This window comes from Moraxella caviae (assembly GCF_002014985.1).
GTDB classification, from domain to species: domain Bacteria; phylum Pseudomonadota; class Gammaproteobacteria; order Pseudomonadales; family Moraxellaceae; genus Moraxella; species Moraxella caviae.
Window position 1 is genome coordinate 108,083 of sequence record NZ_MUXU01000039.1, and the last position, 26,516, is coordinate 134,598.

Consider the following 26,516-nt stretch of genomic DNA (forward strand, 5'->3'; position numbering starts at 1 on the left):
CATTGTTACGACAGGGTTTTATTGTCAAATTTAAAATTATCTATGATTGGCTGGGTTTTACACCACCAAAATCACTGCGTCCACTTACCATCACGCCACACAAGCGCAAATTTGGTCGCCTTGCCGTCTTTTTCTGAGCCGATGTACTGCTCAGCATTTTTACGGCTCCAGCGCAAAATCGTTGGGTTGCCGTCTGGGTCAGTGTCTGGCGCATCAAAGATGTAATGGAATTTTGGCTCAAGCTCGCCTTGAATGCTGCGCAATTCTGCCACTTTTGGCGGACGGGTTTCACGGATTTTTGGGAACTTACTTGCCGCCAAGAACAGCCCTGCCGCCCCTTCACGCAGCACATAATGGTCGTCAAATTTTGCCGAACGTAAATGCGGCATATCAATGGCGCTCATGCGTGGCGGCGCAGCTTGACCATTTTTTAGCACTTTGCGTGTGTTGTCGCATTTTTGGCAAGCAAAATACGCTCCAAAACGCCCCGTTTTTAGCTCCATTTGCCCATCGCATTTGTCGCAATCAATCGTTGGTGCGTCATTGCTCGCACCGCCAATCTCAAACACGCCTTTTTCTAGCAAATAGCCATCACAGTCAGGATTATTACCACAAACGTGTAATTTCAAGCCGCCATCTACGATATAGCCGTCCATCGCAGCATTACATTTTGGACAGCGTTTTTTCCCCATCAGCGCCAAAGTCTCGGCAGATTCATCATCTGCGTCAAACTTAAATGCCGACACTGGCATCAGATTTTTGGTGCCTTTGCAGCGTTCTTTTGGCGGCAAATTATAGCCTGTACAGCCCAAAAACACGCCTGTAGAACCTGTGCGAATCTGCATAGGGCGGCTGCAAGTATCACAATGCACATCAGGGACGTTGGTCGGGTCATTTGGGCGCATACCGTCTTTTTGTTTGGCGTGCTCAAGTTTGCCTTTAAAATCGCCATAAAACTGATCCAGCACCGCTTTCCAGTCTTGCTCGCCGTCCGCCACATGGTCAAGTTTATTTTCAAGCCCTGCGGTAAACGCATAATCCATCAAATCAGGAAAACTCTCCACCAAACGCTCGGTAACGATGTCGCCCATTTTCTCGGCATACAGACGCTTATTTTCAAGGCGCACATAGCCGCGCTCTTGAATGGTGGAAATGATGGACGCATAAGTAGATGGTCGCCCAATGCCACGGCTTTCAAGCTCTTTAACAAGGCTTGCTTCGCTGTATCTGGCTGGCGGCTTGGTGAAATGCTGGCTTGGCTCAACGTTAATCAAAGGCAGCACATCGCCTGCTTTGACGTTTGGCAGCAGCACATCGTCATTTTTGGCTGGCGGCTGAACTTTGGTGTAGCCGTCAAATTCCAGCGTACGCCCTTTGGCTTTTAGTTCCACCGCGCCTGCCATCACCGACAAACTCACCGAACGATAACGTGCTGGCGACATTTGGCACGCCACAAATTGCCGCCAAATCAGCTCGTACAGTCTTTGAGCATCTCGCTCCATACTGCTAAGCTGCGTGGAGCGAATGGCGACGTTTGATGGGCGAATCGCTTCGTGTGCTTCTTGGGCGTTTTGGCGATTGCCGTAATAATTTGGCTTGTCTGGCAAATACGCCGCACCAAAATTCTCGCTGATGTAACCACGCACCGAATTAAGCGCATCTTGGCTTAAAAACGTGCTGTCCGTACGCATATAAGTGATAAAACCTGCTTCGTACAAACGCTGCGCCAGTAGCATGGTCTTTTTCACCGCAAAGCCAAGGCGTGTGCTGGCTGCCTGCTGCAAGGTAGACGTGATAAAAGGCGCAGATGGGCGTGATTGGGTCGGCTTTTCGTCCAATGACGACACCACAAAATCTGACGACTGCAGCATCGACACGATGGCATTTGCATCCGCTTCATTGCCAAGCTTGAGTGTTTTGCCATGCGCTTTGACAGCCTCTAGGCGCAGCGTTTCGCCAGCGGCTTGGTTATTGGTGTGAATTTCCCAATATTCTTCTGGCACAAACGCACGAATTTCACGCTCACGCTCCACCACAAGGCGCGTTGCCACCGATTGCACACGCCCAGCCGACAGTCCGCGCGCCACTTTCGCCCATAATAAAGGCGACACCATAAAGCCCACCACACGATCCAAAAAACGGCGTGCTTGCTGGGCGTTCACACGGTCTAAATTTACTTTTGCAGGGTGATTAAAGGCGTTTTGCACGGCAGTTTTGGTGATTTCATTGAACACCACACGACTGTATTTGCCGTCATCGCCGCCAATCACTTCTTGCAAATGCCACGCAATCGCTTCCCCTTCTCTGTCCAAGTCCGTTGCCAGATAGATGGTGTCTGCGTCTTTGGCAAGTGCCTTTAACTCTTTGATAACTTTGGTTTTATTGGGCAAAATCTCATACTGTGCTGCCCAGCCATGCTCAGGGTCTACGCCCATGCGGCGCACCAGCGCACGTTGGGCTTTTTCTTCACGGCTAAGTCCAGCGTCGTCCGTCTTGGCTTTGGTTTTATCACCGCCAGACACAGGCAAATCACGCACATGACCCACGCTTGAGCGCACGATGTAATCATTGCCCAGATATTTATTGATGGTTTTGGCTTTGGCAGGCGACTCCACGATGACGAGCGATTTGCCTTTTGCGCTCACAGGTGCGCTTGCCACTTTGGTTTTGGTGGCTTTTTTGGTGGATTGCTTGGCGCGAGTGGTCGTTGCCATGTGTGTACCTTTACCCTATTATGATGCGTCAAAACACAGCTTTCCTTGTTTGCGGCTGTGCGACACGATAAAACAACTATAAAAACCCTAAACGAAAAATCATCAATTCCTTGACGTGCTTTTTATAGATTGACAAAATTTTATCAAAAAAGCAAGTATCTTTGAAAAAATAAAAACCAGCACGCATTTACCGCCTTAGTGCAACTTAGCGTCTGTCTGATGTTTGTTTTGGCATTACTTATTGGCGGATAAACTTTGTCGCCAATACCACAAGCCCATCGTACAAAGCATTTAAATCCGCCTGCGCTCTGCCTTTATCCAAAGGCTGCACGCCTTTATCGCTTTGATAACGCTCGTCATGCCAATAAATAATCACGCTGTTTGCCTTAAATTGCACGCCAATGATAGAGCGCAGCACGTCTTTTGGAATGTGCTGAGCGATAAATTCCGCCATCTTCGCAGGCAAATGCTCAGCACCAATGGCGCATTGCCACGCCTGCTCGTGGGCGGTGTCGCTTTTGGCGGTTGCAGTGTTGGCAGGCTGATAAAAGCCATCACGACTCATGCGCACCAAAGGCAGCCGCCAAGCGTCATCAATCACGCTGTACTGCGCAATCATCGTGCTGGCAGGCTTTAGACTGTGCGAATTAGAGGTTTGGCGTGGCAGCCATTCAGGGCGAGCAACCAGCCTAGGATTTAGGCGCATTTGCCGAGCCAGCAGCCGAAAATCCGCAGTGCGTACTTCGTGGGCGCGTGGCTTGGCAGCAAACATATTGCCCAAGAAAAACCCCGCCACCAAAAGCACAACGACAATCGCAATGGTTGATGAACTCATCTTAAACCCTTAGCAAAACCTTAGCGCAAAAGATGGCGCTTGCCACTGATTGAAGGACTGATGTAGCCTTGCTCTTCCATCAAATCCACGATACGCGCCGCGCGGTTGTAGCCAATGCTAAAGCGGCGTTGCAGCGCAGAAATAGAAATTTTATCCGTTTCTGTAAAAAACTGATACGCCTGCGGAATCATCTCTTCATCGCTGGCGGCTGTGGTGCTGGTATTGCCGCTGCCTTCGCCTTCAAAGGTGTAGCTTTCAGACAAATCAATATAATCAGGCACACCACGCTCACGCCATGCATCCGCCACACGGTTCACTTCTTGGTCGGTAACGTACGCACCGTGCGCACGCTCTGGGTTGAGCTTACCGGGGCCTAAGAACAGCATATCGCCATGACCCAGCATATTCTCCGCACCGCCAGTGTCAATGGCGATTTTACTATCACGGCTGTCGTTCACTTTTAGTGCCACACGGCTTGGGACGTTTGATTTAATCAAACCTGTTACCACATCTGCCACAGGACGCTGCGTTGCCAAAATCAGATGAATACCCACCGCACGCGCTTTTTGGGCAATGCGCACGATTTGCTCTTCGGCTGGCTTGCCAATTTGCATGATCATATCGGCAAATTCATCAGCCACCACGACAATTTTTGGCAATGGTTTTAAACGTGGCACAATGTCGCTCACCGAATCATCTGGGCTATGCAATGGGTCTAAAATCGGACGACCGTCAGCGATGGCTTGGCTCACGATTTCGTTGTAGTCTTTTAGCTGGCGCACACGGAACATACTGAGCAGCTTATAACGACGCTCCATCTCGGTAACACACCACGTCAAAGCGGCAGTCGCTTCGCTCATGTCGGTAATCACAGGCGTAAGCAGGTGCGGAATTTCGCTGTACACCATCAGCTCCACTTGCTTAGGGTCAATAAACAGCAAGCGCAGCTCATCAGGCGTGTATTTTAGCAGCATGGACATGATAAGTGAGTTCACCAGCACCGACTTACCAGAACCTGTCGTACCAGCAACGAGCATATGCGGCGCTTTGGCAAGGTCAGCGATGATCGGCTTGCCAGACGTATCCACGCCAATCGCCATGCTGATGCCTGCATTGGGGTCTTTATAATCGCTGGTTTCTAGTAGCTCAATCAATTTCACCGTTTGACGCTTACGGTTTGGCACTTCAATGCCGATATACGGCTTACCGGGAATAGAATCCAGCACACGCAAAGACTCCATCGCCAGCGAGCGCGCCAAATCTCTTTCAATGCGCATGACGCTATCCACACGCACACCCGGAGCAAGATCCACCTCAAAACTCGTTACCACAGGGCCGACGCTTGCGCTCACCACGCTGCCTTGAATGCGAAATTCCTGCAATTTAATCTCAAGCAATTCCGACAACTGCGCAAGCTCATCTTGGGTATAAACCACCTGCTTATTTTGCGCAGGGTCAAGCAAACTCAGCTCTGGCACAGGCGTTAGGCTCATGCGGTATTCTAGCGTGTTAAAGGCGTGCGATTTTGCATTTTGTTTTGCGCCCAAAAGCTCTTCAATCGTCTGCACATTGGCTCGTGGCGCTGGCCGTGCTGGCGTGTTTTGCGCTGGTGTGTCGCTTGTTAATTGTGCGCTTTGGCTTGGCGCAACTTGGCTTGGCACGGCTTGGTTTTGCACGGCTGGATTTGGTACATTTGCCACGCTCGGCGCAGCTGGTGTGATGTCGTTCATGTCATCAGCATTATCCGCCAAGTCAGGCTCACTTGCCACATCGCTTACGGTGTCGTTTGCTGTATTATTCGCAGTTTCGCTCGCCCATGCGTCGTCAGCAGGCGTTTGTAAATGCGCAAAATCCACGCCAGCAAAGGCTTCTTCGTGTAGGCTTGTTTGGCTTTTGGTTTGGGCAGCTTGCGTATTGATTTCGGCTGGGCTTGGGGCATAGCTTAGCGTTTGGCTTGCCGTTTGATTTGCCACTTGCCAATCATCTTGCTGTGCGCCCTGCTCAGCATTTGTCAGTTGAGCAGTTGGCTGTGGCGTGCTTACTTGTGACGCATTTGGCTGAGAAATACTTGACTGGGAAACGCTTGACTGGGAAATACTTGGCTGATGAGTAGTGTCCGCCACATTCATTGCTGCTGCGGCAATGTGCGCAAAACGCTCACTTGCTGATTGATTTGGCTGCGTGGCATTGACTGGCGTATTATCCGTTGTCAAATTTGGCTCATCGGCTGCGCTTACACCGTCAAAGTCATCGCCAAAATCATCGCCAACGTCATCAAAACCAGCTTGGCTGTCGTCCACATACTCGTCCGCTTGCACATCTTGCGCCACTTCATATTCAGGCGAAACGTGCGGCTCGTGCAGTGGCACGGCGGCTTGCTCAGCTTGGCGTGCTTCTTCGTCCGCTTCCGCTTGCTTTTGCGCCATCAAATCTTCACGCAGCCCAGAATGCGCCAAAAAGCTCGCCAATGCGCCATCGTGATTGTGCGCTTGGTATTCGGTGCGCTGTGGCGACACCACCGTCAGCTCTGCAGGCTCAAAATCGTCCGCCGCTGGCTCGTCCAGCGCTTCATTAAAATCAGCCTCATCGCTGCTTTTTTTCTTATCGCTGATCCATGCAATCACGCCTGCAAACACCGAACCCCAACGAATATCAAAGGTCAGCGTCGCCACAACCAAACTCATCAGCAGCAAAAACGCCGTCGTCAGCGGTGCGCCCATCACACCAAGCAGGCTCTTTTGTAGCTCCATGCCCGTAACGCCGCCCAGTGATTGCAATGGCGCGTCCATCACCGAACCAATGTGCGCAAAAGTCGTGCTAATCAGCACCGACAAAAACGCATACGCCAACACCCGCAGCGCCCACGCCATCGGCGCACGCTTCCACCACAGGCGCGCCAGCTCATACGCCAGCACCACCACAAAAAACCACGCCCCCAAGCCAAAAAACGCACGCAACAAATCCGCGAACCACGCTCCCAAACGTCCGCCCACATTGCTCACTGCCGTCTCATTGCCAACGTGCGACCACGCTGGGTCGGCAGGATTGTACGACAGCAGCGAAATGAACAAAAATCCCAGCAAAATCCCGCCACACAGACTAAAAACCAGCTGTTTGATGATGGGCAATCTGCCAAGCAGTTGAGAAGTGGTGTCGTGGTGCAAAATTTTCATGGTGTGCTTTTTGAAAAATAAATTGGCGTTGCGGTTTTGTTAATTGGGGTTTTGGTTGGTTTGTTGCGCTTGCTTAGGTTTAGAAGTAAATCTGTTAATAAGCAATTTGGCAATAAGCAAAAAGTTGTTTGGTTGCGATGGTTGCGCCCAATTATTAAAATACTGGTTATTGAAGATACTGGCGACTTTTAGCGGCTTGCACGATTAAAATTTTCAAATACTGCTTTTGATGGTATCAAATCGCCTGTGCTTTAATGTCAATGCTACCAAAAGTCCAATGCTGCACATTTTGGCAGATTTTTTGGCAAGTTTTTAGGCAAATTAACGGACGCATTTTTGAAAAAACGTTAGAAAATCTGCCATCAAACAAACTTATCCGCCATTCACAATCCGCCCACCGCCCACAAACTGCCTGCTGGCACGCTTTGCTGGTTGCTTTATCGGCAAGCCAAATACCTTCAAACCAAACAAACCCTACATTATATCGGATTTGGCGCACAGTTGGCAAAAATTTTACTCGCCTTTCATAGATTTTGCGCAGATTTTGGGTAATGTTTTGATGAATGTTTGCCAAATTTGGTGCAAATCTTGACACAAACTTAGGCGCACGCTTGCATTTTTACACCACAAGCCTAATAATAAGCACAGTTTTGGCGCGCTTTTATGATTTGCGCCTTTAAAATCTTAATCCTTAAAACCGTTTTTAAACGTGCTTGTGCTTAACTCAAATTGGCTTGGCAAACCTTAAGCCAAAAGCGCAATCACCGCCACCTTAGGAACTTAATATGTCTCATCATCGTTTAATCATTCTTGGTTCTGGCCCTGCTGGCTATTCGGCTGCCGTCTATGCCGCGCGCGCCAACCTAAATCCTGTCATCATCACAGGCCTGCAAGTGGGCGGACAGCTGACCACCACCACCGACATTGACAACTGGCCAAGCGGCAAAGAAGGCTTGACGGGTAATGAGCTGATGGACAACATGAAAGCGCACGCCGAACGCTTTGGCACGCAAATCATCTACGACCACATTGAAACTGCCGATTTAAGCGCGCGCCCATTCACCTTGACGGGCGGCAGCGGCACTTATACTTGTGATGCGCTGATCATCGCCACAGGTGCCAGCGCACAGTATTTAGGACTTGACAGCGAAAGCAAATACATGGGGCAAGGCGTGTCAGCGTGCGCCACTTGTGATGGATTTTTCTATCGCAATCAAAAAGTTGCCGTCATCGGCGGTGGCAATACCGCTGTAGAAGAAGCCTTGTATCTGTCAAACATCGCCAGCGAAGTAACGCTGGTACACCGCCGTGATAGCTTGCGTGCTGAAAAAATCTTGCAAGACCACTTGTTTGAAAAAGCCAAAAACGGCAACATTCGCCTAGAATGGAACTCGCAAGTCAAAGAAGTACTGGGCGATGAAATGGGCGTAAACGGCGTGGTCATCACCCACCAAGACGGCAGCGAAAAAACGCTGGACGTGATGGGTATGTTTGTCGCCATCGGACACAAGCCAAACACCGCCTTATTTGAAGGGCAGCTTGAAATGAAAGACGGCTACATCGTGGTGAACAGCGGACTAAATGGCAATGCCACCGCCACAAGCGTGGCTGGCGTATTTGCCGCAGGCGACGTGGCCGACCACATTTACCGCCAAGCCATCACATCAGCAGGCACAGGCTGTATGGCGGCTTTGGACGCTGAGAAATATTTGGATAATTTGCCAAGCTGATACGCCTTTTATGACAAAACCCACCAGCGCAAGCCCTTTGGATTTGGCTGATTTGCACCTGCTTGCCGAGCGCTCCGTCTATGACTTTTTTACCCTAAAAGACATGGCGGACACGCACGGTTTTATCGGTGCTGGAGCGGATTTGACCACGCCCACCTTGCTAAACGCCTACCGCAACGGGGTGTTTCCTTGGTTTAACGCTGGCGATCCGATTTGCTGGTGGTATCCAAAGTCGCGCTGCGTGATTGCGCCTGACGCTTTCACGCCTGCCAAGTCGCTCGTGCGCACCGCCAAAAAGAGCGCATGGACGCTCACCACCAACCAAGCCTTCTGCCAAGTCATGCACGCCTGCGCAGGCGCTCGTAAAGCCACTGATGGTACACTGTGCGCAGACACTTGGATCAGCGATGAGATGATTGACGCTTACACCGCCTTGCATGAGCTTGGCGTGGCAAAAAGCGTGGAAATCTGGGAAAATGATGCACTCGTGGGCGGATTGTACGGCGTGCAAATCGGTGCGCTGTTTTGTGGTGAAAGTATGTTTCACGCACGCTCAAACGCTTCAAAAATCGCCTTTTGGGGCTTAAGCTGTCTTGCGCAGCGTGCAGGCATTGGCTTGATAGATTGCCAGCTGGAAAATCCGCATTTAATGAGCCTTGGCGCAACCATCATACCGCACGCACAGTTCGCCAAACATGCAGAAAAACTGGTGCGCACGCCTGCCAAAGGCTTGGACAGCCGACTTTTATTGGACAGCCTTTTAAAAGACGCAACGCCATCAGTGGATTTGACGGCAAATCGTACGGATAATGAGTTAGAAAATGACTTGGAAAACAGTTTGGGCAATGGTTTGGAAAACAGCTTAACAACCACCTCAGTGGCGGTGGCGGATTTGCTGCAATTTCTTTAAATTGCCAAATTTTAAACGCCCAACTTTTCGCTTCGTTTCAGTTCTTGACCAACCTACCAACGCATACCAATACTTTGGGCGCACGCATAGCCGCTTGCCCACGCCCACGCAAAATTAAATCCACCCAGCCAGCCTGTTACGTCCAGCACTTCGCCAATAAAAAACAGATTGGGCTGCAGCTTGCTTTCCATCGTCTTGCCAGACACATCATCGCTCGCCACGCCGCCGCGCGTTACTTCCGCCACACGGTAGCCTTCGGTGCCAGCAGGCTTGATTTGCCATGCGTGAAGCGTTTCGGCAAGGCTGACAAGCGTCTCGTCTTTGATGTTGGCAAGCTCGGTGTCTTTGTGCGCTTGCCAAAAATGCGCTTCAAAAGCGGTGAGTAATTTTTTGGGGAAAAAGTCCGCCAGTACTGTGCGCAGACGCTGTTTTGGCGTGCGTTTTTTGGCGGTGAGCAGCAGCGTTTTTACGTCCGCCGCTGGCAAAAGATTGATGGTAATGCTCTCGCCTGCTTGCCAATAATTTGACAACTGCAACATCGCAGGCCCTGACAAACCGCGGTGCGTGAACAGCATGGGCAAAGCAAAGCTGGCGCGCGCATTTTTTGCCACCACATCAAGGCTGATTCCCGCCAAAGACTTAATCATCTCGCCTGTGTCATCGGTGAAAGTAAAAGGCACCAATGACGCAGTAGTCGGCACAATGCGATGTCCAAACTGCTGCGCCACTTGATAGCCAAAACCGCTCGCCCCAAGCGTGGGAATGGATAAGCCGCCTGTCGCCACCACCAAAAATTGGCAAGTGAGCGAATGCGCCTTGCCGTCTTTGGGCTGCACGTCCAACGTGAAATTTGGCATGGTGTTATTATCAGTATTGGCAGCGTGAATGGCTGTGATGCTGGTATTTAGACGAATACTTACGCCAGCGTCTTGGCATTCTGTCAATAAAAGATTTAAAATATCTTTAGATGAATTATCACAAAACAGCTCGCCACGCCCTTTTTCGTGGTACGCCACGCCATGTTTTTGCACTAAAGCGATGAAATCTTCGCTGGTGTAGCGCGACAATGCCGACTTCACAAAATGCGGATTTTCTCCAACAAAATTGGCGCTGCCGACATTCGTATTGATGAAATTGCAGCGTCCACCGCCAGACATCAAAATTTTTTTGCCTGCTTTATTGGCGTGATCCAGCACCAAGACGCTTTTACCAAACAATGCCGTCTGAAAGGCACAAAACAGCCCAGACGCACCTGCGCCAATGATGATGGTGTCAAAATGCTGGGCGCTCATGGCGTGTTTTGCTCGGCAAGTTTTTTAAGCAGCTCGCCATATTTGGCATCGTACTGCGCTTTTTGCTCACGGTAAATTTCAAACACGCAAAACTCACCGCAGCCACTGTCGCAGCATTCGTAGCTTTCTGGTGGCTCTGGCGGTGGCGGAATGTCGATGGGGTTTTGGTCTGTCATGCGCTTAATTTGTCAATGATGAAATAAACGCTATTGTACGCCATTTGTACAAATTTCGCCAGTTTTACCCAGTTTTGCGCTGTGTCAGGCGAAAGTGTCAAGACTGTGCTTTTTTGTAGTTGCCACTTGCTATTATGCGCCAATGACTTATAATGATTGGGGTTTATCGTAAAAACAAGCGTGCATGAATGTGGTGTCGCCACTTTTTGATTTACAAATCAACCTAAATCAGCAAACCTTAACCCACAAGCACGCATTTAAAAAGGATTATTTTATGTCAAAATTTCGCAGCACCCTACTGACCGCCGCACTTGCTGGCACTGTCGCTTTGACTGGCTGTGCCAGCACAACCACAGGCGGCGTGGTGGGCGCCGACCGCAAACAGCTGCTTTTGCTGTCCAGTGATCAAATCATGCAGATATCTAGCGAAACCTATCAAAAAACCATCAAGCAAGCACGCTCTGAAGGCAAACTGGATACAAATGCCGCAATGGTTGCTCGCCTAAAACGCATCGCCAACCGCCTAATTCCGCACACCGCCGTGTATCGTGCGGACGCACCAAGCTGGGATTGGAAAATCCACGCCATCAAAGACGACACCATCAATGCCTACGTCATGCCGGGCGGCAAAATCGTTTTTTATCATGGTATCATTGAAAAGCTGAATCTGACCGATGATGAAATCGCTGCCATCATGGGGCATGAGATGGCGCACGCCCTGCGTGAGCACAGCCGTGAAAAAGCATCTCGCCAAATGGTTACAGGCAACGTACTGAATATAGCGGTATCGGCATTCGGTTTGTCATCAGGGCAAGCGCAACTGGCAGGCTTGGCTGGCGCACTTGGTTTGACTTTGCCAAATTCTCGCACCGCCGAAGCTGAAGCGGATAAAATCGGACTTGAACTGATGGCGCGCGCTGGCTACAACCCACAAGCTGCCGTAACGCTGTGGGAGAAAATGCAACGCTCTAAAACTGGCAATACACCACAATTTTTAAGCACGCACCCAAGCTCGCAAAACCGCATTAACGCCCTGCAGCAGCTTGTGCCAACGGTCTTGCCGTTGTATAACGCCACACGCTGATTGCTGGGCTGACCGATTAAATCACAACTCAAAACTGGCTGGCTGGCGGTGATTGCCGTCAATCAGTCAGCCATTAAACCTACCAAAAACTCAAAATCAAAACGCCAAACTATGACACAGCCAACCCAAACCGCCCTAACCCACGCCCTAAACGCACTAAACCCAACCCATCTGACGCTAGACAACGAAAGCCATATGCACGCAGGCTATTTTGACGGCAAAGAAAGTCATTTTAAACTGGTGATTGTCAGCGCAGAATTTGCAGGAAAGCGTTTGGCGGCACGTCATCAGGCTGTTTATGCGCTCGCCAATCCGTTTTTGATGGCGAATGGCGGTACGGTACATGCCTTGGCGATTCACGCCTATACGCCAGACGAATGGCAGACGCTCGCCCAAGCACCAAACAGCCCAAATTGCGCAGGGCAGAATAAGGGTTAAATCGCCTGCTTTAAAACTTTTGTCAAATCTTTGTGGTGGATTTACAGTAAACCTACGCCAAATTCATGGTAAGATTTTGTCATCGCTGATGATTTGGTAAGGCTTCGTGGCAATTATCCATGATTTGACAAGTATCGCATAAAATTTAGGGCAAGTCTTTTAATAAAGGCGCAGGCGTTGCCAAAAGATTTCGCCGCGCTGCCGCAAACAAAAACATCACCGCCACCGAACAATAAGGCGACCACTTTTGAGCGCGCTTTTTGATGACGGCAGGCGTAGCGTTTGGCGTACGATACAGCCATTTATAAGCATTTTGCACAATGACATCTTCAAAAGGCAGCACATTTGGGCGGTGAATTTTGTACAGATACATCTTTGCCGTCCAGCCGCCAATACCACGAAAAGCGGTCAAGCGCGCCACGATTTCATCATCTCTCAGCGTACGCAATTCGCCAAAATCCAGCTTACCATTCACCACCGCCAGCGAAAGTGTGCGCAGACATTCAGCTTTTCTTTGCGAAATGCCCACTTGGCGCAGCTCCCTCACCGTCAGTCTGGCAAGGCGCTGAGCGCACAGCAAATCCGCCTTGCCATCAACTATGCGCTCATCATGAGCAAATTTATCCGCACACACCGCCAAAAGCCGAGTAATCAGCGTATCGCCAGCGGCAATGGACAGCATTTGCCCGATGATTTGCGCCGCCACAAACGGAACATTTCTCGCTAGATATTGACCGCACTTTAACCACCAATGAGCAAGCCATCGCTCAGGCATTTCGTGTCATGCTTGAAGAACGCACCTATTGGGCTGGCGTGTATGCCCATTTTCTTGACCCAGCGGGCGAAGATTTTGTGCTAAATGAAATGTTTGGCGGTGTACCCGTTGAAGTGAAAACAGAGATTGTGAAAGCAATGCGTAAAAACGTCCGCCAAGAAATGATTGGGCATGGCATTGGGCGACATTCAAAAGCGCAAATTTACGCCTTTGCCCAAGCTGATGTAGAAGCGGTGTTGCAATTTATGGGCGATAAAGATTTCTTTTTCGGCAGCGAACCAACCACCATTGACGCAACCATCGCAGGATTATTTGCCAACTGGCTGGCTTGTGATTTTGATTGGGCGTTGAAAGATTTTATCAAAGCCCAACCGCAAATTGCTGAGTATATGAAACGCTTTGGGTGTGCGGTGTTTGGGCGTGAATTGCGATAAGCGGTGCAAATTTTTCAAAAAACCAACCGCTCGCAACTACGCCTCAATCTCCTTAACCACCCTCGCAGGCACACCCGCTACTACAGTGTTCGCAGGCACATCTTTGGTGACCACCGCACCTGCCGCCACCACGGAATTTTCGCCGATGGTAACACCGCCTACAATCGTGGCATTAGCCCCAATCCACGCATTTTTGCAGATCCGCACGGGCGCAAGGATAATCCCTCGGCGTGTGGCAGGATCGAGGGGGTGGTTGACGCTGGTAATCGTAACGTTGGGAGCGATGAGCACGTTATCTTCGATGATGATACCGCCCACATCACTAAAAGTCGCGCCGATATTGATGAAGACGTTTTTGCCGATACGCAAATGCCTGCCGAAATCGCAATAAAACGGCAGGTTGACGACAAGGCTTTCGTCAATTTCAGATTGAGTTAATTCGCCCAAAACTTGGCGGATTTCGACCGCACTTAGAGACTTAAACTTGAGTTTTGCCAACAGTGGCTGATTTTCAGCAACGATTTGATGAATGTCGGCAAATTCGGGGCTTTCTTTGGCAAGAAGTTGGTTGAGCGGGAAATCGTGCATTTTAGTTTTTCTCGATTTTAATGGTTTTCGCTTTTTTGAGCAGGCTGATGTCGCCGTTGATTTTCCCCAAATAAATCAATCCGCTGGCGTTTGGATTGTCTGTGCCGTAAAACAACGCCATATTTCCCCACGGTGCGTAGTAGGTAATATCGCCTTTTTGCCCTTGGTAACGGCTTGGGGCGTTTTTGGTGGAAAGTTTGCCGACAGAAAAGATTTTTTCTTTGCCGGCATAATCTTCCAACTCTATCTCAAGCGGTAGTTTTTTGATGAAATCTTGCGAAGTCGGGTTGTCTTCAAGGGTAGCGGAAACGACTTGATTGTCTAAGGTAATTTTGATGTTCATTGCGGCTCCGTGGGCAAAAGTGGCAAATAACAAGCCCAACAAAAAGATGCTTTTTTTCATATGTTTTCTCAATAAAATGGCAGGAGCAGCCTTCGCCGCCCCTGCTTTGCCTTATTTCAAATTCGCTTTAAAGAATGCTTCAAATTTATCAAACGGGATTTTGTTTAAATTATCATACAAATCAACGTGATCCGCACCATCCACAATCAATAGTTCTTTATTCGGGGTGCGTAGTTGTTTGTACACATCTTCAGAATAATAGCGTGAATGGGCGTTTGTGCCTGTTACCAGCAACACAGGTTTATCGCCGAGCAAATCAGTATTTGCCATTAACGGAAACGCAAAGAAAGAATACGGCGTTGTGGCTGTCCACGCACTATTTGAGTTGATGGCGTTTTTATGATACGCCCGTCCGCGATAATAATCGTGGAAGCGTTTGAGCATTTCAGGGGCATTGGCTTCTAATGTTTTCGGCAACACTTCTGTGCCTGTTGCCACATTGCCGTTTTCATCAAAGCCAAGCTCGTGCCAGCCAAGGGCGAAATTGCCGTTTTCAGCATCTTTCCAGCGTTGTTCGCTGATGTGTTTGATGATTTTTTGCTGTTGTTCAGGCGTGTAATAGTCCTCATATCCTTTACTCATCGAACGGCTCATATCGTACATTGCCGTGGTTGCCACCGCTTTGATACGGCTATCCACGCTGGTGGCACTGATTGCCATACCGCTCAAACCACACACGCCCAACACGCCGATTTTTTCACGATCGACAAAAGCCTGCAAACCGAGAAAATCCACTGCCGCACTAAAATCTTCGGTAAACATTTCAGGGCTTGCTACATCACGCACCGCACCGCCACTTTCGCCAGTAAAAGACGGATCAAACGCCAACGTAACAAAACCACGCTCCGCTAAAGTTTGGGCGTGCAAGCCTGATGATTGCTCTTTTACAGCCCCGAATGGGCCGCTCACCACAATCGCAGGCAGTTTGCCTTTGGCATTTTTCGGCATATACAAATCGCCCACCACAGTATTACCAAAGCGGTTACGGAACTGGACCTTTTGATGTTCTACCTTATCGCTTTTTGCAAAGGTTTTGTCCCATTCTTGACTGACAGTTACAGTTTGTACGTTTTTCATTGGTGTTACCTCAATATTGGCTAAAGCGGTTGTTGAAAAGGCCAAGGCTGCCGCAAGTGCGGTCATTTTTAAGATTTTTTTCATTTGTACTCCGATAAATGTAAGATGATTAAACTTGGGCTATTGTAATCACTCTATCGTTTCTATACAATTTATAAAAATGAATTTTAAAATTTCTGATTTGGAAATAATAAAAGCCTATGCAAAATCGATTTGAAGCCCTAAGAGTATTCTGCTCCCTTGCAGAAACCTTGCAGTTTAAAGAAACGGCAAACCGCCTTGCGGTGTCTGCACCAGTGGTAACACGCGTGATTTCCGAACTGGAAAACTATTTGGGCGAAGCACTGTTCCAACGCAATACCAGACAAGTCAAGCTCACTGATTTTGGCAGGCAATTCTTGCCCAAAGCACAAAAACTGCTTGCCGACAGCGAAGCCTTGTTTGTGCCGAGCCGTTCGCATTTAGCCGATGAAATGGCTGGCGTGGTTCGCTTGACCATTCCTGATTTGCCCAATGAAAAAGCCGTTCTCCAAGCCCTTGGCGAGCGGCTGAAAGCCTATCCTGATTTGGTGCTGGATTTACGCAAAGACACGGTGCGTTTGAATGTGGTCGAGCATCAGATTGACTTGGGCGTACGCATCGGTACGGTGCAAGACAACCGCTTTATCGTCAAAACCGTGGGTTCGACACGCGAAAAAATCGTTGCTACGCCGGATTTTCTTGCCCAACACGGCAAGCCGAAACGCTGGCAGGATTTAGCGGATTTTCCGCTGATCGGCTGTATCGACCACAACACAGGACGGGCGGAAAACTGGTATTTCAATACCGACATTCAAATCACGCCAAGTCGCCCAATTGCTCTCACCAACGATTACCAATCGGTTTTGCCACTGGTGCAGGCAGGCTTAGGCATTGGCTTTTTGCTGGATTGGCAGTGCGAGCCGTATTTGCAAACGGGCGATCTGATCGAACTTTTCCCCAAACTTTCCCGCCCGAATTGGCAGATTTACCTCTACCGCCCGCAACGCACGGTAACGCCTGTGCGGGTAAAAGTGGTGTTTGATGTGTTGGCGGAGATTTTAAGCGCACGTTTGCAAAAAATTACCAAAAGCGAATTGTAAAAATGCGCACAACCTTTTACAATGCGTCTAATTTTTATAAATGCGTGCCAACCATACCGTTTATAATTTACAATTTTACCCAAGACACCGCAGTTAAGCGCGGTTTACAAATAAGGTTTATTATGAAAAAACTTCTTGCTGTGGCAGCCGTTGCTGCTTTGACAGGCTGTGCCACCACTGGCAACATCGCCCCACAATACATCAACCCAACCAACTACCAAAGCTACGACTGCGCCATGCTACAAAGCGAAGTGGCACGCGTGACAAAATCAGCCGAAGCCACCCAAAAACAGCAAACGCCGCTGTCTGCGTCAGGCATTGGCATTGGCTTGACAGGTGGTCGCCACGGCATTTACCCAAGCATCAGCTTCGGCATGGGTACAGGCAGCAGCCAGCGCGCCGCCAAAACCAACACCCTAGCACGCTTGTATGGCGAGCATGACGCAATGATCATCGCAGCACGCCAAAAGGGCTGCGGCTTTGCGCATGGCGTGAAAATCTACGGCGAGCAGTAATCAGCACAACGCTCACAGCCGCCTTGCGAAATTGTCAATCAGCATGGCAACTGGCATTGTGTAAACGCTTACTATCCCTTAAAATAACGGCCACCACAGCCGTTATTTTTATTTTTACTAAAATTATGCACGCACCACACTCAAACTGGCTTCCTGACTGGATTAAAGCACTCATCCAATCGCCAAAATCCGCCCTGCCAGACATCAGCGCAGGCGTGATGATGTCGGTGCTTGTCATTCCCCAAAGCCTAGGCTATGCGGCTTTGGCAGGCTTACCGCCTGTGATGGGACTGTATGCCGCCATCGTACCAACGCTGGTGTATGCTTATATTGGCGCAAGCTCGGTCAGTGCGGTTGGGCCAGTTGCCATCACCGCCATCATGACGTCAAGCGCCCTGTCTGGCTATGCGGCAGGCAGTTTGCAATACGTCAGTCTTGCGGTAACGCTGGCTTTGATGGTGGGTGTGGTTTTATGGCTGGCAAGCGTTTTACGGCTTGGCTGGATCATGCAGTTTGTCTCTCGTGGGGTGTCGGCAGGTTTTATCAGTGCGGCGGCTTTACTCATCATCGCAGGACAGCTCAAATCCTTAATCGGTATGCCCATCATGGGCGACAGCCTTATCAGCATGGCACGCTCGCTCACAGGCACACAGATGCTCATTCATGCGCCAACTGCTTGGCTGGGGCTTGGCTTGCTGGGCGTGCTGCTGCTTAATCGCAGTAAATCGGCATTTGCCTTTTTGGGTAAAGCTGCCGACTTTGCCAAGCGTGCATTCATCATCGTGCTTGCCATCGCCGCCATCATCATGGCGCACGTCTTTGATTGGGCGGCGCTCGGCATTCGCCTGCTTGACACACTGCCCACTGATTTGCCACACTTTGCCTTGCCAGATTTGCACCCCAGCACCGTCATCGCCCTACTGCCGTCAGCTTTGCTCATTGCGCTGATTGCGTTTATTTCCAGTGCGGCGATTGCTGGCAATTATGCACGCCTGCGCAGTCAGCCTTTTTCATCAAATCGTGAACTTTTGGGCTTGGGCTTTGCCAACATCGCAAGCGGCTTGACGGGCGGTTTTGCGGTGGCGGGCGGCTTATCTCGCACCAGCCTAAATGTCGCTTTGGGCGCACGCACGCCTTTGGCTTCGGTGGTTTGTGCGTTGGGATTGTTGTTTATTTTGCAAATGTTTGGCGCATATTTGGCAGGCTTGCCTTATGCGCTGCTTGCCGCGCTCATCATCAGCTCTGTGGTGTCGCTCATTGACGTGCGCACCCTAAAAAGCGCATGGCAGCACGATAAAGCCGATGCCGTAAGTTTTCTTGCCACTTTCATCGCCGCCATCACCTTTGGGCTAAATGTGGGACTTGTGGTGGGTTTGCTTATCAGTTTTGCTGCCATGATTTATCGCTCGCACCGTGTGCGTGTGGCGGTGCTTGGGCAAGTGGTCGGACATAAAGGCGGCAGCGAGCATTTTCGTAACATTGAACGCTACCAGACACGCACTTTTGATAATCTGTTGATTTTACGCATTGATGAAAGCCTGTATTTTGGCAATGCCGACAGCGTCCATCGCACCATCATGACGCTCAGCCACGAACACCCACGCGCAAACGAGGTGATTTTGGTGATGACAGCGGTTAATCACATTGATCTGACCGCCCAAGAAATGCTCATCGCCCTATCTGCCGAGCTTACCACACACGAGCGCCGCTTGCACCTTGCCGAAGTCAAAGGCCCTGTGATGGACATCATCAAGCACAGCCCAGTTACCGCTGCCTTGACAGGTCAGCTGTTTTTAAGCGCGCAAGCTGCCGTAGAGACGCTCAAAGCCAAGGGCGAAGATTGGCACGGTTTGTAATTTATTATAGACCATTGATTTTTATCGTTTTTAAAAGCGGTAAAAATACCAATTTGCGTGATTTGCGCTTGGCTTTGCGGCATAAGTTTTCTAATTTTCCCAGCTTTGTTATCCTAAAACGGCATAACCAGACTAAAAAATTGCAATTTTTGTCATAAGGTTATGCCAAAACGAAATTGCACACGCCCAAATTTTTCGCTAATATAAGCGCATTGCAAATCACTTTTGATGAATTTTCAGTTAAGGCGATTTAAAAATTTGCAAGCCAAAACACACATTGCAAATCCGCCACTCAAAATCAAATTCAGCCAAATATCAAAAACAAAAATTAGGAAACGCCATGCACTCTGAAATCACTTTGTACAAACAAATCTACCCAAATCAATGCCAAACCCTTGCCAATCTTGGCTTTAAAAGTCTGATTAACTTACGCTTTGATGGCGAAAGCGACAATCAGCCCACCGCCGCTGATTTGCAGCAAAGTGCCGCCAGCGCACAGTTGGCATATCATCATTTGCCGATTGATGGCGAGAGCCTGCACCTTGACACAGTGGCGCAATTTGCCGCCTTGGTGAAAGATTTGCCGCAGCCTGTGATGGTATTTTGCGCCACTGGCGGACGTGCCAAGCGTTTGTATCAAAGCGCGATTGTCAGCGGGCTTTTGTGATTGAGATAGATTTGTGGTCGGAAAAATCATGGGTTGGATTGGCGTAAGCGCAACCCAACAAAATCAAGTAGTTATCTTTAAAACCGTTCGTGGTGAGCTTGTTAAACCTGATGGTTTTTAGGTTTAAGCCTTCGTCAGTTCGACCCTTTGGCAAGCTCAGAGCAAACGGAAAAACCACGCCAATTCACAGGTCGTAAGTTGGGTTAGCGAAGCGTAGCCCAGCATTTTAGAACAAATTTTAAATCCATGTTGGGTTTTCGTTTCACCCAACCCAACTTGCAAACCGTTCTTTAGCCCAACCCAAAACCACCATTTAATCTAATGCACAAATTGAATTTATCAATTCCTTGCCATCACCCCAACCACCAAAACACCGCCACTAAAGGCACGCCCAACACCGCCAAAATCACCCTTAGCACACGCAAAAACGCCCCATTTTCATCAAGCCAAATAGGACGCTGGCAATGGCGCACAAGCCACACAAAAATAAGCACCGACAACGCAAAAACCACATAAAAGACAGCCGTCATCACAGGCAAAATACCTTCACCAAAGCGATTAGCAAACGCCGTCAAAGCCACGTCCGCCACGCCTGCTACCATCAGCAGCCCCAAGCCCTTTGCTATCGCCTTGTTGTCCGCAGCATGGTACTGAAAATACGCCACAAAAATTGGCAGCAGCGCCACGCTCAGCACCGTAAACACTGCGCTTAGCACGATAGACGAAGCGTCATTCGTCAAAAGCACAAACGCCCTTTTGCCAAAAAACCACGCCAACACACCAAATGCCGCCAGCTTATGATACATAGTACCTTCTTTGGCGTGCGTATCATGGCGCACAGGAAAAATCACGCCTATCATAAGCATGGTTAAAAACTGCGCCGCAAACACACTGACAATCCAAACATAAGGCGCATTAGCACTTAAAAAACTTGTGCTCCAAGTAAACAGCCAAACGCTCAGCACAAAAACCAGCGCATACACAGCACTCGTTGCCATGTAGTGCTGCACGGCGATAAAAAATTTGGCGACTGACGAATGATGAGTGGTCATATTTTACTCTGATGGATTTAGTGGCGGATTTAAAAAAAGATGAAAACTTGCAAAGTCAAGATTTAAAAAACCAAATTCAAAAACACACGATTGATTTAGTGTAGCACATTTGCCCAAAAAGCCAAATTTACGCTGTCGAATTTACCCATCAGATTTACTCCATTGGGTTTTGCCCAGCGGATTTTACAACAAAAAACACCTTGAACATTCATTCAAGGTGTGGTGATTTGCCTGCACTGTCATACGGTTTTTGGCGTGATTTTGGTGATGGTAAAACCCGTCATGCCAAAAATCAGCGTCAAAATCAGGCATAAATAGCAAAAAAACGCATACGGCAAATAGCTGATGACCGACACGCCCAGCACTTCAGCGATGAACACACCGCACACGCTCCACGGCACCAAAGGATTGATGACCGTGCCAGCGTCTTCTAGCGTGCGTGACAGATTTTTTGGGTGCAAGCCCAGCTCTTCGTACACAGGACGAAAAGTGTTGCCCGTCAATAATACGCTCAAATACTGCTCGCCAATCAGCAAATTCACCCCAAAAGCCGTGAAAGCAGCAGCGGCAATCGCACGGCTCGCCTTCGTCAAAAGGTGATGCACGCCATCTAACAAGGCAGGCAAAATCCCCAAAGCGTTCAGCAAACCACCCAAAGACAGCGCCAGCACGATGATTGACATACTAAAAAACATACTTTGCAAGCCGCCGCGCGACAAAAGGCTGCTCACTTCGCCCAGCGATTCAGGCGCTTGAAATCCTGCGAAAAAGTAACCGCCCAGCTCGCTCAGGGTCGGATTTAGCCCAAAATAAGTGATGACAATCGCCACCGCAATGGTAATCATGATGGTATAAATGGCGTGCACTTTCATCATCGCCAGCACCAGCAAAAGCACGATCGGCAACAGCGCCACAGGATTGACAAGTCCGCTTGCCAAAAGATTTTCACGAAACGCCGCCACTGCCGCCAAATCGCCTGCGCCATCTGGCGACATCATAAAAAACAGCGCCGCTGTAATCACCCACGCAGGCACAGTGGTGTGCATCATGTTACGAATGTGCTCAAACAAATCAATACCCACCACAGACGCAGCAATGCTACAAGTGTCCGACAAAGGCGACATCTTATCACCAAAAAACGCACCAGACACCACCGCACCTGCAATGATGGCTGGATTTGCGCCAAATGCCGCACCCATGCCAATGAACGCCACGCCAAGCGTTGCGCAAGTCGTCAGGCTGCTGCCCAGCGCAACGCCCACCACCGAGGTCAGCACAAATGCCGACAAATAAAACAGGCTTGGCGAAACCAAATCAAAACCATAATACATCAGGGTTGGAATCGCCCCAGACATCATGAGCGCCGCCACCAAAAGCCCAATGAAAAAGAACAGATAAATCGCGCCAATGCCGCTCATCACGCCGCCTGCCATGTGCGCTTGCATGGCGGAAAATGGTACTTTTTTAATCGCACCAAATAAAAACAAACCGCCCAAAACCACGACAATCGCCAGCTGCGGCACCCAGCCCAGCCCAATCATCATCACGCCCATCAGTGCGACAATCGCCACCGCAAAGCACAAAGCCTCTACAGGCTTCATCGTAACCACTGGCCTATCCATCATACGCTCCTTAGGCTCATCATCAGCAAAAATGGCAACATCGCCAAACTCTCTATTGTAACGCTTTGGTGATAAATTGCAACTTGTAAGTTGGGTTGGTAAAGTAGTTATCGGCTCGGTGTAGATTGGGTTGGTGGCGAATGGCAAATTGGGTGAGCGAAGCGTAACAAACCAAGAAACAACCCTAAACCAAAACCCACACCAAAAAACAAAACCCAATCCTTACAAGATTGGGTTTTGTAAAATACAGACTTAGCTAAAGCAGTCAGGCAAGACTTACCAGCCTTTTACCACGCCGTCTTTAAATTGTTTTTTTGCTTCGGCTTCTACTTCGTCAGATTGGAAAGCTTTCACGAAATTTTGCACTGCTTCAGACTCAGCGTTGTCGCTGCGTGCCACGATGATGTTCACATATGGCGAGTCTTTGTCTTCCACAAACACGCCATCATCAGCGGTCAAACCCACTTGTCCTGCGTAGTTGTTGTTCACCACTGCAAGCTCCACGTCATCAAGCGCGCGTGCCGCCACAGAAGTATCCACTTCTTTGATTTGTAGATTTTTTGGGTTTTCTACGATGTCAAGCGATGTTGAGAATAGGTTGGTGTTGTCTTTTAGCTTGATAAGACCTTGTTTTTCAAGCAAAATCAGCGCACGCGCCAAGTTTGATGGATCGTTTGGCACCGCCACAGTTGCGCCGTCTTGCAGCTCGTCCAGAGATTTGATTTTCTTAGAGTAGCCAGCCAAAGGATACACGAAAGTATTGCCCACGATGACTAGATTGTCCAAGTTTTTCTCAGCACTGTCTTTGTCCAAGTATGGCTTGTGCTGGAAAGCGTTTGCGTCAAGCTCGCCAGTAGACACCGCTGTGTTTGGCATGGCGTAGTCGTTAAATTCGGTGTATTGTACGTCTAGGTTGTACTTTTCTTTGGCGATTTTTGCCGCCACTTCCGCCACCGCATGCTCAGGGCCGCTCATCACGCCCACTTTGATGGTTTGTGCTGCCGCGCCATCAGCAGGTGCTGCCGCTTGTTCTTGTTTGTTGCCACCGCAGCCAGCCAAAGCGATGCTTGCTGACAATGCGCACAGACCGAAAAATTTACGAAGTTGCATAATCAATCCTTTTTAAGGTTGGAAAAAATCTTAACACTCGCCAAGCCATACGCCTAGCGAAAAAGAGTGAGAAAACTTAACTATTAAAGCATAAATTTTAACAAAAGCCTATCATTATTTGCGCAATATTATCGCAAAACTTTATTCCTTTTTGGAATATCAAGGCTCTATTATCGCACGTTTTGGCAAAACGCGCCGCCAATCATCAACGATGGTCGTATTTTGCCGCCAGCATATCGCCCAATTTTTGGCAAATCATCACAAATGCCACGATGATGATGGTCGCAATCCACTTGACGTACACCATGCCACGGTGTTCGCCATAGCTGATGGCAAGGTTGCCAAGACCACCGCCACCCACCACGCCAGCCATCGCTGAATAACTGATGAGCGTGATGAGCGTGATGGTCATGGCGTTAATAAGAATTGGCAGACTTTCAGGGAAATAATATTTTGACACCACTTGCCAGCGTGTTGCGCCCATGGATTTGGCGGCTTCGGTCAGTCCTGTTGGAATCTCGGCAAGCGCATTGGCGGTCAGGCGTGCAAAAAACGGAATTGCCGCCACTGCCAAAGGCACAATCGCCGCTGTCGTCCCAAGGCTTGTTCCCACCAAAAATCTGGTTACGGGCAATAAAATAATCAGCAAAATAATGAACGGCACAGAACGCCCAACGTTAATCACCACGTCCAAAAGCTCAAACAAAGGCTTATTGGCAAGTAGGCGGTCTTTACCCGTCAAAAACGCCAAAAACCCCATCGGCAAGCCCACCGCCACCGAAATTGCGGTAGACGCAAGTCCCATATACACCGTCTCCCAAGTGGATTTGGCAACCATCTGCCACATTTGCGGTGTCAGCTCGTTCATAAAATTTTGGTACAGTTCAGCCCACATAGCCCAAAAGCTCCCCTGTTACGCCATTGGCGTGTAAAAATTCGCTTGCCTGCATGGTGGCGGTCTGCTCGCCAATCACTTCAGCAATGGTAAAGCCAAATTTCACATCGCCCACATAATCCATCTGCGATGTCAAAATGTTAAATTCCACGCCAAAATTTTTGGTCGCCTGCGAAAACAGCGGCAAATCCACCGACTTACCCGTAAATTCAAACTTCATCACAGGGTGTGCGTGGCTTGACGTGCGCTCGGCAGACAACTTTTCCAAATACGCATCTGGCAACGACAAATGAAACGTAGAGCCGATAAAATCCTTGGCAAGCGGCGTGGTCGGATTGGCGAAAATCTCACTCACCAAACCCTGCTCAATCAGTCGCCCTTGGTCAATCACCGCCACTTTATCGCAAATGCGCTTCACCACGTCCATCTCGTGCGTGATGAGCAGCATGGTAATGCCAAGCTCACGGTTGATTTTTTTAAGCAGCGCCAAAATCGCCTGCGTGGTGGCAGGGTCCAGCGCACTCGTGGCTTCATCGCACAGCAAGACTTTTGGGTCGCTCGCCAGCGCACGCGCAATCGCCACACGCTGCTTTTGACCGCCTGAGAGATTGGCAGGATACACGTCTTCTTTGCCCGTCAAGCCCACAAGCCCAATCAGCTGCGACACTTTTTCGGTGATTTTCGCCTTGGGTGTGCCAGACAGCTCCAGCGGCAAAGCGATGTTATCAAACACCGTGCGTGAATGCAGTAGATTAAAATGCTGAAAAATCATACCAATCTGACGGCGTGCCACCACCAGCTCGCCATCGCTGAGCGTGGTCAAATCCTGACCGTCCAGCACCACTTGCCCTGTCGTGGGACGCTCAAGCAAATTCACACAGCGAATCAGCGTGGATTTGCCTGCGCCTGACGAGCCGATAATGCCAAAAATTTCGCCTTGATTGACTGTCAAATCGGTTGGCAAAACCGCGCTAAATTCCACCGTTTTGCCATCACGCTGGGTCGTGAACACCTTGCTCACGCCTGAAAGTTGAATCATGGGGGTCATGGTATGAATAATCTAAATGAATGATTTAAAAGATAAATGACGTATTATAGCACGGTTTGGGGTGTGGTTTTTGGGAAATTTGCACAAAGCTTATGCAAATGGGGAATAAGTGTGATTTGGGGTTGTGGGGGTGGATTGTAGGGATTTGGGGTTGTAAGTTGGGTTGGCGAAGCGTAGCCCAACGTTTTTAAAGACAACTCATTAAATCCGTTTAAAAAACCGTTCGTGATGAGCTTGTCGAACTATGGCGGTTTTTAGGTTTAAGTCTTCGCCACGCTCACCCTTCGACAAGCTCAGGGCGAACGGAAAAACCACGCCAAGCCTAAAATGTTAGTTTTTGCGGCGTCCGTCAGTTGGGTTGGCGAAGCATAACCCAACACTTCATACGACAAATCGCATTTTGAATATTGAATTTTTCACTTTATTCACTCCAAGCCGTCAACCTTGCAAACCAAAAGTTTGTAAACCATCAACCAATAGAAACAAAACACCACTACATTTTTTTAAATTTTTAGGTACAATAGCCCAAAACAATCTGACAAACCTACACATTCTTATGAACCAACTCCTCCAAACCCATCTTCCTAAAATCCACGCGCTATACAAACAGCAGCACAGCTTACAATCGCTCAAAGATATTTTGCTGATTTCGCTTGGCAATGGCGAAAAACGTGCCAAAAGTGCCAGCGTGTTTTTTGACGCCAATGAACTGCAAGCCGATGACTGGCAAGCGGTGGGCGAGAAAATCAGCCAAAAAATCACCGCACTTTCTCGTCATTTTGATGAACCTGTCTGCTGGCTGAAAGTGGAATGGGTGGTGAGCGAGCAACACACCACTTGGGGCAATCTGCCCAATGAGCTTGCCAAATACAAACGCAATTATTTTCGCTCAGGGATTGCTTTTCGTGGCATTACATCGCCTTATCTGATGGCGACAGAAATGGAGCTAAACAGCCACGCCGCCTTATACCAAGGGGCGGATAAAGCCTTGGCTGGCATCA

24 protein-coding genes are annotated in these 26,516 nt (G+C 49.2%); 9 read left to right on the top strand and 15 right to left on the bottom strand.

All coding sequences use genetic code 11. The features are described from left to right. Positions 1-71: 71 nt before the first annotated feature. From topA to B0181_RS07140, 4 genes are all read right to left on the bottom strand, one after another. Positions 72-2,714, bottom strand: a complete 2,643-nt coding sequence (gene topA / locus B0181_RS07125; RefSeq protein WP_078276817.1) for a type I DNA topoisomerase — start codon at positions 2,712-2,714, stop codon at positions 72-74. Between the two features lie 238 nt (positions 2,715-2,952). Continuing rightward, positions 2,953-3,549 (bottom strand): hypothetical protein, encoded by a 597-nt coding sequence (locus B0181_RS07130; protein WP_078276818.1) that lies wholly within the window; start codon positions 3,547-3,549, stop codon positions 2,953-2,955. A gap of 20 nt (positions 3,550-3,569) precedes the next feature. Further along, entirely contained in the window at positions 3,570-6,722 is a 3,153-nt protein-coding gene (locus B0181_RS07135; protein ID WP_078276819.1) for a DNA translocase FtsK, read from the bottom strand. Between the two features lie 235 nt (positions 6,723-6,957). Further along, positions 6,958-7,296 carry a hypothetical protein gene (locus B0181_RS07140; RefSeq protein ID WP_143821580.1) on the bottom strand — a complete coding sequence of 113 codons (339 nt, stop codon included), beginning with the start codon at positions 7,294-7,296 and terminating at the stop codon, positions 6,958-6,960. A 211-nt stretch (positions 7,297-7,507) separates the two neighbouring features. Here B0181_RS07140 and trxB point away from each other — a divergent pair, with 211 nt between their 5' ends. Together trxB and aat are read left to right on the top strand one after the other, a co-directional pair. Further along, complete coding sequence (trxB, locus tag B0181_RS07145) at positions 7,508-8,452, top strand: thioredoxin-disulfide reductase (protein WP_078276821.1); 945 nt, start codon at positions 7,508-7,510, stop codon at positions 8,450-8,452. 103 nt (positions 8,453-8,555) lie between these two features. Continuing rightward, positions 8,556-9,362, top strand: coding sequence for a leucyl/phenylalanyl-tRNA--protein transferase (gene aat / locus B0181_RS07150; RefSeq protein WP_249024907.1), 807 nt, complete (start codon positions 8,556-8,558; stop codon positions 9,360-9,362). 53 nt (positions 9,363-9,415) lie between these two features. On the opposite strand, the gene B0181_RS07155 is transcribed toward aat, so the two are convergent. Continuing rightward, on the bottom strand, positions 9,416-10,654 hold the full coding sequence (locus tag B0181_RS07155) for a BaiN/RdsA family NAD(P)/FAD-dependent oxidoreductase (protein ID WP_078276823.1): 1,239 nt from the start codon (positions 10,652-10,654) through the stop codon (positions 9,416-9,418). Beyond that, the gene (locus tag B0181_RS07160; protein ID WP_078276824.1) at positions 10,651-10,830 is read right to left on the bottom strand and encodes an oxidoreductase-like domain-containing protein; all 180 of its coding nucleotides are present in this window, start codon (positions 10,828-10,830) and stop codon (positions 10,651-10,653) included. The genes B0181_RS07155 and B0181_RS07160 overlap by 4 nt, the downstream gene beginning before the upstream one ends. A 274-nt stretch (positions 10,831-11,104) precedes the next feature. Between B0181_RS07160 and B0181_RS07165 the strand changes: the two genes are divergently transcribed. Next, positions 11,105-11,914 carry a M48 family metallopeptidase gene (locus B0181_RS07165; RefSeq protein WP_078276851.1) on the top strand — a complete coding sequence of 270 codons (810 nt, stop codon included), beginning with the start codon at positions 11,105-11,107 and terminating at the stop codon, positions 11,912-11,914. A 111-nt stretch (positions 11,915-12,025) separates the two neighbouring features. After that, positions 12,026-12,352, top strand: coding sequence for a BolA family protein (locus B0181_RS07170; RefSeq protein WP_078276825.1), 327 nt, complete (start codon positions 12,026-12,028; stop codon positions 12,350-12,352). A 145-nt stretch (positions 12,353-12,497) separates the two neighbouring features. On the opposite strand, the gene B0181_RS07175 is transcribed toward B0181_RS07170, so the two are convergent. Further along, entirely contained in the window at positions 12,498-13,127 is a 630-nt protein-coding gene (locus B0181_RS07175) for a DNA-3-methyladenine glycosylase family protein (RefSeq protein WP_078276826.1), read from the bottom strand. A gap of 8 nt (positions 13,128-13,135) precedes the next feature. On the opposite strand from B0181_RS07175, the gene B0181_RS07180 reads away from it, so the two are divergent. Then, positions 13,136-13,561 (top strand): glutathione S-transferase C-terminal domain-containing protein, encoded by a 426-nt coding sequence (locus B0181_RS07180; protein ID WP_078276827.1) that lies wholly within the window; start codon positions 13,136-13,138, stop codon positions 13,559-13,561. A gap of 36 nt (positions 13,562-13,597) precedes the next feature. On the opposite strand, the gene B0181_RS07185 is transcribed toward B0181_RS07180, so the two are convergent. From B0181_RS07185 to B0181_RS07195, 3 genes are all read right to left on the bottom strand, one after another. Beyond that, a complete protein-coding gene (locus tag B0181_RS07185; RefSeq protein WP_078276828.1) occupies positions 13,598-14,149 on the bottom strand; it encodes a sugar O-acetyltransferase in 552 nt (183 codons plus the stop codon). Between the two features lies 1 nt (position 14,150). Then, positions 14,151-14,492 carry a cyclophilin-like fold protein gene (locus B0181_RS07190; RefSeq protein ID WP_078276852.1) on the bottom strand — a complete coding sequence of 114 codons (342 nt, stop codon included), beginning with the start codon at positions 14,490-14,492 and terminating at the stop codon, positions 14,151-14,153. 111 nt (positions 14,493-14,603) lie between these two features. Next, entirely contained in the window at positions 14,604-15,629 is a 1,026-nt protein-coding gene (locus tag B0181_RS07195; RefSeq protein WP_245953205.1) for an alpha/beta hydrolase, read from the bottom strand. A gap of 200 nt (positions 15,630-15,829) precedes the next feature. Here B0181_RS07195 and B0181_RS07200 point away from each other — a divergent pair, with 200 nt between their 5' ends. From B0181_RS07200 to B0181_RS07215, 4 genes are all read left to right on the top strand, one after another. Further along, entirely contained in the window at positions 15,830-16,750 is a 921-nt protein-coding gene (locus B0181_RS07200; RefSeq protein WP_078276830.1) for a LysR family transcriptional regulator, read from the top strand. A gap of 122 nt (positions 16,751-16,872) precedes the next feature. Beyond that, complete coding sequence (locus tag B0181_RS07205) at positions 16,873-17,265, top strand: hypothetical protein (RefSeq protein ID WP_078276831.1); 393 nt, start codon at positions 16,873-16,875, stop codon at positions 17,263-17,265. Positions 17,266-17,390: 125 nt separating this feature from the next. Continuing rightward, positions 17,391-19,121, top strand: a complete 1,731-nt coding sequence (locus tag B0181_RS07210) for a SulP family inorganic anion transporter (protein ID WP_078276832.1) — start codon at positions 17,391-17,393, stop codon at positions 19,119-19,121. A 340-nt stretch (positions 19,122-19,461) separates the two neighbouring features. Then, positions 19,462-19,788, top strand: a complete 327-nt coding sequence (locus B0181_RS07215; RefSeq protein ID WP_078276833.1) for a protein tyrosine phosphatase family protein — start codon at positions 19,462-19,464, stop codon at positions 19,786-19,788. Between the two features lie 353 nt (positions 19,789-20,141). Here B0181_RS07215 and B0181_RS07220 read toward each other — a convergent pair whose 3' ends face one another. The 5 genes from B0181_RS07220 to metN form a co-directional block, all read right to left on the bottom strand. Beyond that, on the bottom strand, positions 20,142-20,840 hold the full coding sequence (locus B0181_RS07220; protein ID WP_078276834.1) for a hypothetical protein: 699 nt from the start codon (positions 20,838-20,840) through the stop codon (positions 20,142-20,144). Between the two features lie 239 nt (positions 20,841-21,079). After that, positions 21,080-22,465 carry a Na+/H+ antiporter NhaC gene (nhaC, locus tag B0181_RS07225; protein WP_425452013.1) on the bottom strand — a complete coding sequence of 462 codons (1,386 nt, stop codon included), beginning with the start codon at positions 22,463-22,465 and terminating at the stop codon, positions 21,080-21,082. Between the two features lie 273 nt (positions 22,466-22,738). After that, positions 22,739-23,572 carry a MetQ/NlpA family lipoprotein gene (locus tag B0181_RS07230; RefSeq protein WP_078276836.1) on the bottom strand — a complete coding sequence of 278 codons (834 nt, stop codon included), beginning with the start codon at positions 23,570-23,572 and terminating at the stop codon, positions 22,739-22,741. 205 nt (positions 23,573-23,777) lie between these two features. Further along, positions 23,778-24,440, bottom strand: coding sequence for a methionine ABC transporter permease (locus tag B0181_RS07235; protein ID WP_245953204.1), 663 nt, complete (start codon positions 24,438-24,440; stop codon positions 23,778-23,780). A 16-nt stretch (positions 24,441-24,456) separates the two neighbouring features. Next, positions 24,457-25,506, bottom strand: coding sequence for a methionine ABC transporter ATP-binding protein MetN (gene metN, locus B0181_RS07240; RefSeq protein ID WP_078276838.1), 1,050 nt, complete (start codon positions 25,504-25,506; stop codon positions 24,457-24,459). Positions 25,507-26,516 lie beyond the last annotated feature (1,010 nt).

What these genes read in the sequence shown, in the direction of transcription:
- B0181_RS07155 (WP_078276823.1), bottom strand. Translation starts at nt 10,654, where the DNA reads ATGAGCGCCCAGCATTTTGACACCATCATCATTGGCGCAGGTGCGTCT.
- topA (WP_078276817.1), bottom strand. Translation starts at nt 2,714, where the DNA reads ATGGCAACGACCACTCGCGCCAAGCAATCCACCAAAAAAGCCACCAAA.
- B0181_RS07190 (WP_078276852.1), bottom strand. Translation starts at nt 14,492, where the DNA reads ATGAACATCAAAATTACCTTAGACAATCAAGTCGTTTCCGCTACCCTT.
- nhaC (WP_425452013.1), bottom strand. Translation starts at nt 22,465, where the DNA reads ATGATGGATAGGCCAGTGGTTACGATGAAGCCTGTAGAGGCTTTGTGC.
- B0181_RS07175 (WP_078276826.1), bottom strand. Translation starts at nt 13,127, where the DNA reads ATGCCTGAGCGATGGCTTGCTCATTGGTGGTTAAAGTGCGGTCAATAT.
- B0181_RS07215 (WP_078276833.1), top strand. Translation starts at nt 19,462, where the DNA reads ATGCACTCTGAAATCACTTTGTACAAACAAATCTACCCAAATCAATGC.
- B0181_RS07180 (WP_078276827.1), top strand. Translation starts at nt 13,136, where the DNA reads ATGCTTGAAGAACGCACCTATTGGGCTGGCGTGTATGCCCATTTTCTT.
- B0181_RS07210 (WP_078276832.1), top strand. Translation starts at nt 17,391, where the DNA reads ATGCACGCACCACACTCAAACTGGCTTCCTGACTGGATTAAAGCACTC.
- B0181_RS07165 (WP_078276851.1), top strand. Translation starts at nt 11,105, where the DNA reads ATGTCAAAATTTCGCAGCACCCTACTGACCGCCGCACTTGCTGGCACT.
- B0181_RS07200 (WP_078276830.1), top strand. Translation starts at nt 15,830, where the DNA reads ATGCAAAATCGATTTGAAGCCCTAAGAGTATTCTGCTCCCTTGCAGAA.
- B0181_RS07205 (WP_078276831.1), top strand. Translation starts at nt 16,873, where the DNA reads ATGAAAAAACTTCTTGCTGTGGCAGCCGTTGCTGCTTTGACAGGCTGT.
- B0181_RS07135 (WP_078276819.1), bottom strand. Translation starts at nt 6,722, where the DNA reads ATGAAAATTTTGCACCACGACACCACTTCTCAACTGCTTGGCAGATTG.
- metN (WP_078276838.1), bottom strand. Translation starts at nt 25,506, where the DNA reads ATGATTCAACTTTCAGGCGTGAGCAAGGTGTTCACGACCCAGCGTGAT.
- aat (WP_249024907.1), top strand. Translation starts at nt 8,556, where the DNA reads ATGGCGGACACGCACGGTTTTATCGGTGCTGGAGCGGATTTGACCACG.
- B0181_RS07195 (WP_245953205.1), bottom strand. Translation starts at nt 15,629, where the DNA reads ATGAAAAACGTACAAACTGTAACTGTCAGTCAAGAATGGGACAAAACC.
- B0181_RS07220 (WP_078276834.1), bottom strand. Translation starts at nt 20,840, where the DNA reads ATGACCACTCATCATTCGTCAGTCGCCAAATTTTTTATCGCCGTGCAG.
- B0181_RS07170 (WP_078276825.1), top strand. Translation starts at nt 12,026, where the DNA reads ATGACACAGCCAACCCAAACCGCCCTAACCCACGCCCTAAACGCACTA.
- B0181_RS07230 (WP_078276836.1), bottom strand. Translation starts at nt 23,572, where the DNA reads ATGCAACTTCGTAAATTTTTCGGTCTGTGCGCATTGTCAGCAAGCATC.
- B0181_RS07185 (WP_078276828.1), bottom strand. Translation starts at nt 14,149, where the DNA reads ATGCACGATTTCCCGCTCAACCAACTTCTTGCCAAAGAAAGCCCCGAA.
- B0181_RS07235 (WP_245953204.1), bottom strand. Translation starts at nt 24,440, where the DNA reads ATGAACGAGCTGACACCGCAAATGTGGCAGATGGTTGCCAAATCCACT.
- B0181_RS07160 (WP_078276824.1), bottom strand. Translation starts at nt 10,830, where the DNA reads ATGACAGACCAAAACCCCATCGACATTCCGCCACCGCCAGAGCCACCA.
- B0181_RS07130 (WP_078276818.1), bottom strand. Translation starts at nt 3,549, where the DNA reads ATGAGTTCATCAACCATTGCGATTGTCGTTGTGCTTTTGGTGGCGGGG.
- trxB (WP_078276821.1), top strand. Translation starts at nt 7,508, where the DNA reads ATGTCTCATCATCGTTTAATCATTCTTGGTTCTGGCCCTGCTGGCTAT.